6 protein-coding genes are annotated in these 6,312 nt (G+C 74.2%); 2 read left to right on the forward strand and 4 right to left on the reverse strand.

What is annotated here, in order from left to right; genetic code table 11:
* Positions 1–116 precede the first annotated feature (116 nt).
* Positions 117–917 carry an alpha/beta hydrolase gene (locus ABZ924_RS37835; RefSeq protein WP_361920166.1) on the reverse strand — a complete coding sequence of 267 codons (801 nt, stop codon included), beginning with the start codon at positions 915–917 and terminating at the stop codon, positions 117–119.
* A gap of 156 nt (positions 918–1,073) precedes the next feature.
* Between ABZ924_RS37835 and ABZ924_RS37840 the strand changes: the two genes are divergently transcribed.
* On the forward strand, positions 1,074–1,661 hold the full coding sequence (locus ABZ924_RS37840; protein WP_361920168.1) for a helix-turn-helix domain-containing protein: 588 nt from the start codon (positions 1,074–1,076) through the stop codon (positions 1,659–1,661).
* Between the two features lie 60 nt (positions 1,662–1,721).
* Positions 1,722–2,651, forward strand: coding sequence for a phosphatidylinositol-specific phospholipase C (locus ABZ924_RS37845; RefSeq protein WP_361920170.1), 930 nt, complete (start codon positions 1,722–1,724; stop codon positions 2,649–2,651).
* Here ABZ924_RS37845 and ABZ924_RS37850 read toward each other — a convergent pair.
* The 3 genes from ABZ924_RS37850 to ABZ924_RS37860 form a co-directional block, all read right to left on the reverse strand.
* Positions 2,631–4,115: a HAMP domain-containing sensor histidine kinase gene (locus ABZ924_RS37850; protein ID WP_361920172.1), complete on the reverse strand. Its 1,485-nt coding sequence runs from the start codon at positions 4,113–4,115 to the stop codon at positions 2,631–2,633. The two genes, ABZ924_RS37845 and ABZ924_RS37850, sit on opposite strands and share 21 nt — an antisense overlap.
* Positions 4,112–4,861 (reverse strand): response regulator transcription factor, encoded by a 750-nt coding sequence (locus ABZ924_RS37855; RefSeq protein ID WP_361920174.1) that lies wholly within the window; start codon positions 4,859–4,861, stop codon positions 4,112–4,114. Before ABZ924_RS37855 ends, ABZ924_RS37850 begins: the two co-directional genes overlap by 4 nt.
* 79 nt (positions 4,862–4,940) lie before the next feature.
* Positions 4,941–5,969: a trypsin-like peptidase domain-containing protein gene (locus tag ABZ924_RS37860; protein WP_361920176.1), complete on the reverse strand. Its 1,029-nt coding sequence runs from the start codon at positions 5,967–5,969 to the stop codon at positions 4,941–4,943.
* Positions 5,970–6,312 lie beyond the last annotated feature (343 nt).

Raw genomic sequence — 6,312 nt, forward strand, 5'->3', positions numbered from 1 at the left:
GCGGGCCCGACGGCCCGCCGCCCCCTCGGGCTTTTTCCGGATCCTTCTGCTCCCGGATCCTGCCGCTACCGGTTCCTCCCGCGCACCCCCGTGGCGCGAGTCCCGCGGGGCGGGGGTCAGAGGTCTGCGAGGTACTTCCCGACGGCCGCGTGGAAGGCCTCCGGGTGGGTGAAGGGTGCGAAGTGGTCGCCCTCGATGGCCGCGTACGAGGTCCCGGGCCTGCGGGCCACCATCGCGTCGGCCGTGGCCTGCGGCAGGGCGGCGCTGTCGGTGGCGCGGATCAGCAGGGCGGGGCAGGTGCTCGCGAGCCAGGCCTCCCAGTGGTCGCCGCGGGCGCCGGCGATCGAGTCGAGCATGTCCCGGGGGTGGAAGGGGAGCCGCCAGCCGGAGCGGTCGGCCAGCGGGCGCAGGGCCGGCGCGACGAACTGCGAGCCGACGGGGCCGGCGGCTTCGAGGAGCTCCTCGCGGGTGGGCGCGGTGTAGCGCATGCCGGTCAGGAACTCGAAGCCGGCGGGCACCGCCGGGACGTCGGCGGCGGCGCGGGGGACCTCGACGGTGGAGTCGGTGTCGATGAGGGCGGCGACCCGGCCCGGGTGCTCGGCGGCGAGGTGGACGGCGATGGCGCCGCCGAGCGAGTAGCCGAGGACGACGACCGGGGCGTCGAGGCCGAGGTGGTCCAGGAGGGCGACGGCGTCGGCGACGTACCCCTCGGTGCGGTAGTGCCCGGCGCGGTCGGAGTCGCCGTGGCCGCGCTGGTCGGGGGCGATGACCCGCCAGTCGTCGCCGAGGGCCTCGGCGAGGCCGGTGAAGGCGGCGCCCTCGGACAGCCCGCCGTGCAGGGCGAGCAGCGGGCGGCCGGGGCCGCCGAAGTCCAGGTAGGACAGCGTGCGGCCGTCGGTCTTCAGTGCGTGGCGCATGGCGTGGCTCCCCCTCGTGGCGGTCGGCGGGCCGGTCCTCGGCGGTCTGCCGCCGGCCCCTTCGCGTGCCCTTCACTCTGCCAGCGTTTGGGCAAGCGCGCAATACAGGTGTCTTGGGCGAGCGCCCAACAAGAGGCGCACGGATACGATCCCGGCATGGGAAATCGCGAGGACCTGCTGGCCGGAGCCCGCCGCTGCCTGGAGGAGAAGGGCTACCTGCGCACCACCGTGCGCGACATCGCCTCGGCCGCGCACGTGAGCATGGCCGCGATCGGCTACCACTTCGGCTCGCGCGAAGCCCTCCTCAACCAGGCGCTGTTCGCCGCCATGGAGGACTGGTCCGCCGGCTCCGGACGGCTCGTCGGACAGGGCGCCACCGCCGAGGAGCGCTACGCCGACACCTGGGACCGCAAGATCAGGGACTTCGGCGAGATGCGCTGGCTGTGGACCGCCTCCGTCGAGGCGTTCGTCCACGCGCAGTCCCGGCCCGAGCTGCTCGCCGTCCTCGCCGAGGCCCAGCGCCGCAACCGGCGGATGGTGGCCGCGGGGCTGCTCGGGGTCCCCGTCGAGGAGGTCTCCGAGGAGGACGTACGGTCCCTGGGGTCGCTGCACATCGCGCTGCTCAGCGGGGTGATGGTGCAGGCCCTGACCGATCCGGAGGCGGCGCCGACGGGGCGGGAGCTCGCCCAAGGCCTGCGCACCATGGCCGAGTTGCTCGACAAGTCCGCCCCTACCGACGGGTAGTCACCGCAGGGCCCGCACGCCATACTCCGGTCCAACCACTGGACCGGCAAAGGGGCGGGCATGGCACTGGAACGTCGGGCATTTCTGGCCGCGGCGATGGCGGCGGGGGCGGGCACCGCCCTCTCCCTGGGCACGGCGGCCCCGGCGGCGGCCCGTACGCACGGGGCGCCGGGCACGCTGGCCACCCGGGCCACCGGGGCGACCCCGGCCGCGCTCGGCACGCAGGACTGGATGTCCGGCCTCGCCGACTCCACCCCGCTCCAGCGGATGACCATCCCCGGCACCCACGACTCCGGCGCCAGACAGGGCGGCCTCTTCGTCGCCTGCCAGAACACCTCGATCGCCGAACAGCTCGACTCCGGAATCCGCTTCCTCGACGTCCGCTGCCGGGTCACCGGGGGCTCGTTCGCCATCCACCACGGCTCCTTCTACCAGGGCCTGATGTTCGGCGACGTCCTGGTCGCCTGCGCGAACTTCCTCGCCGCGCACCCGGGCGAGACCGTGCTGATGCGCCTCAAGCAGGAGTACTCCGGCGAGAGCGACCAGGTCTTCCGGGCCGTCTTCGACGACTACCTCGACCACCGCGGCTGGCGGCCGCTGTTCCGGATCGCCGACACCCTCCCCGCCCTCGGCCAGGCCCGCGGCAAGGTCGTCCTCCTCGCCGACAACGGCGGTCTGCCCGGCCTGCGCTACGGCGACGGCGGCGTCTTCGACATCCAGGACGACTGGAACGCCGAGCCGTTCGCCAAGCGCGGCAGGATCGAGGACCAGTTCCGGCGGGCCGTGCAGCAGCCCGGCAAGCTCTTCGTGAACTACACCAGCACCTCGGCCTACATGCCGCCGCGCTGGAACTCCGACCGCCTCAACCCCCAGGTCCACGCCTTCGTCGACGGAGCGGAGCTGGCCGGTCGGACCGGGCTCGGCATCGTCCCGATGGACTTCCCCAACACCCGCTCCGGCCTGGTCGCCTCACTGATCCGGCACAACTGACCGGCCTCCGGCCGCGGCCGCCGCACTCCCGGCCGCGGCGGCCTCCGCAGCCGAGGGCGGCGGCGTCGGCGCCCCCGGGATGCGCAGCACCGCCTCCGTGCCCGGGCCGCCGTCCGCCGGGGCCCGCAGCCGGGCGCTGCCGCCCGAGCGCTCGGCCGTACGCGCCACGATGGACAGGCCGAGCCCGCTGCCGGGCAGGGACCGCGCCGACTCCGACCGCCAGAACCGCTCGAAGACGTGCGGGAGGTCCTCCGCCGGAATGCCGGGACCGTGGTCGCGTACGGTCAGCTCGCCCGCCCGCAGCGAGAGCGCCACGACACCGCCCGGCGGGCTGAACTTCACCGCGTTGTCCAGCACGTTGACCACCGCCCGCTCCAGCGCCGCCGCCTCGCCCCGTACGTACCAGGGCTCCAGCTCGGCGTCGAAGACCAGCTCCGGGCCGCGCAGCCGGGCCCGCGACAGGGCGCTGCGCGCGACGTCGTGCAGCGCCACCACCTCCAGCCGGGCGGGCGGGCCCGCATCCGGACGCGACAGCTCCTGCAGGTCCCCGATCAGCGCCGCCAGCTCCGTCATCTGCGCCTTCACCGAGGCCAGCAGCTCGCGGCGGTCCTGCGCCGGGATGGCCCGGCCGGTCTCCTCGCTGCGCGCCAGCAGCTCGATGTTGGTGCGCAGCGAGGTCAGCGGGGTGCGCAGCTCGTGGCCGGCGTCCGCGATCAGCTGCGACTGGCGCTCCCGGGAGGAGGCCAGGGCCGCCGTCATGGAGTTGAAGGACCGCGACAGGCGGGCGATCTCGTCGTCGCCCTCGTCGGGGATCCGCACGGTGAGGTCCTCGGTGCGGGCGATGTGCTCGACGGCGCCGGTCAGTTCGTCGACCGGCCGCAGCCCGGTACGGGCCACCCACAGGCCGGCCGCTCCCGCGCCCACGGCGCCGACCCCGGCCACCAGCAGCAGGACCCAGGCCAGGGTCGACAGCGGCTCGTCGATGTCGGCCAGCGGCTTGGCGACCGAGATCCCGAACACCGGGGAGCCCGGCTGGGCCTGCGCCGTGAAGGTGTAGACGCGCATCGCGGTGCCGTCGGGGGTGCGGGCGTCGTGCAGGGCGCTGGCCCGCTGCCCGGCGGCGACCTGCCGGTCGACGACGGTGACGGGCAGGTCCGGCAGGCCGCTCACCCAGCAGTGGCTGCCGTCGGCGGTGACGATCTGGACGGTGGGCCCGAGCTTGCCGGCGATCTCCTGCACCGGCCGGCCCGGCGCGGTGGTGCAGCCCTCGCGCAGCCTGCGTACGACCTCCGCGGACGGGTTCGTCGCCATCAGCGAGCGGTCGAGCTGCTCGCTCAGCTGCGTGCGCACCATCACCCAGCACACGGCCGCGACCGCCGCGACGGCCACCGCCACCGCGACCGCGACCAGCAGGGCCAGCCGCGAGCGCAGCGGCAGCCCGCGGAATCTGGCGGCGGGGCTCATTCCGGTCCCCCGGAGTCCCCGGCCCCGGCGGCACGCAGCACGTAGCCGACCCCGCGCACGGTGTGCACCAGTCGGGGCTCGCCGCCGGCCTCGGTCTTGCGGCGCAGGTACATCACGTACACGTCCAGGGAGTTGGAGCTCGGCTCGAAGTCGAAGCCCCACACGGTCTTCAGGATCTGCTCGCGGGTCAGCACCTGGCGCGGGTGGGCCAGGAACATCTCCAGCAGCGTGAACTCGGTCCGGGTCAGCTCGACGAGGCGCCCGGCCCGGGTCACCTCGCGGGTGGCCGGGTCCATCCGCAGGTCGCCGAAGACGAGGGCGTCCTCCTCCGGCGGGAGCGCGCCGGACGCGGGGGCGGCGTAGGCGCTGCGGCGCAGCAGGGCGCGGACGCGGGCGAAGAGCTCGTCGAGCTCGAAGGGCTTGACCAGGTAGTCGTCGGCGCCCGCGTCGAGGCCGGTGACGCGGTCGCCGACGGTGTCGCGGGCGGTGAGCATCAGGATCGGGGTGGTGCTGCCGGCGGCACGCAGCCGGCGGGCCGCCGTCAGGCCGTCCATGCGGGGCATCTGGATGTCGAGGATGATCAGGTCCGGGCCGTACGAGGCCGTCTTGTCGAGGGCGTCGAGCCCGTCGACCGCGGTCTGGGGGGCGTAGCCCTCGAAGGCGAGACTGCGGCGCAGGGCCTCCCGCACGGCCGGCTCGTCGTCGACGACGAGGATGCGGTGCGGGTCGCCTTCGGCGGGATTCATGTGGTCGTCCCCAGAGTGGTGGTCGGGTGCTCGGCGGTGCCTACCAGCGTCGCAGATCGGCAGGGATGCCGGTGCGCGGTCAGAACTGCGTCCCGAACCCACCGCTGCTGCTGTTGTCGCTGCCGTTCCCGCTGCCGCCCTTGCGGAGGGAGGGCAGATCGACCTTGATCGTGTTGACGGGGATGGCGAAGCCGAGGCCGACGCTGCCCGCGGAGCCGCTGTCGCCGGCGGGGGAGTAGATCGCGGACGGCATGCCGACGATCTCGCCGTTCATGTTGACCAGCGCGCCGCCGGAATTGCCCGGGTTGAGGGAGGCGTCGGTCTGGATGGCCTTGTACGAGGTGGTGTCCGAGCCGGTGGTCCCGTTGAACTGGCGGCCGTCGTACGAGAACGGCCAGCCGCCGCCGCTGCGCTGCCGCTGGGGGGACTGCTGCTCGGACTTGGGCACGTTGACCTCGCGGTTCAGCGCCGAGACGATGCCGCTGGTGACGGTGCCGGTGAGGCGGTCGGGGGAGCCGATGGCGACGACCTCGTCGCCGACCTTGAGGCCGTCGGAGTTGCCGAGCGCGGCCGGCCTGAGGCCGCCGGCGCCCTGCAGCTTGATGAGCGCGAGGTCCTTGTCGGGGTCGGTGCCGACCGTCTTGGCGGTGTACTTCTTCCCGTCGCTCATCGTCACCTGGATCTCGGAGGCGCCGCTGACGACGTGGTTGTTGGTGACGATCTCGCCGTCGGCGGTGATCACGACGCCCGAGCCGGTGCCCTGGCCGGAGCCCGTGCGGGTGTCGATGCGGACGACGGAGGGGCTGACCTGTTCGGCTACGCCGGAGACCGTGCCGCTGCTGGAGCGGGAGACGTTGGTGCCGCTGATGCCGGCCGGCCCGGCGGTACGGTCGACCAGCAGCTGCTGGACCGCTGCCGCGGTGCCGCCCCCGACGACCGCGGCGGCGAGCGCGACGGCCACGAGCAGGCCTACGGGGCGCCGCGCCCGCGCCGCGTGCGAAGGCCCCTCCGGGGCGGGGGGCTGCGGCAGATAGCCGGGCGGCGGGGGATAGGACGAGGGGTCGTTCTCCTGCGGGTAGTCGCCGTCGAGGCGGAAGCGATCGGTCATGCCCTGACTGTGTCCCGGGTTCATGAGAGGTTCCTGAGGACGACCTGAAAACCCCGACAGAACCGTGTATGCCCGATATAAATCCCGCCCCGGGCCGCGGGAGCCACCGCTGCGCCGGAGCCGATCCCCTCCCCGCCCCTTCCCGAAACCATGGCCTGCGCCCCCGGCCCCCGCTCGCCTCAAACGCCGGCGGGGCTGAACGACCCGGGCGCTCCGCGCCGGGTGCGCTCAAACGCCGCGCGGGCTGAAATCAGCCCCGCCGGCGTTTGAGGCGCGGGGTCCGGGGCGGAGCCCCGGGATACGGCGAAAGGGCGGGGCGGGGATGGGCTCCGGGGCAGCGGTG

Source organism: Streptomyces sp. NPDC046876 (genome assembly GCF_040645035.1).
GTDB lineage: Bacteria > Actinomycetota > Actinomycetes > Streptomycetales > Streptomycetaceae > Streptomyces.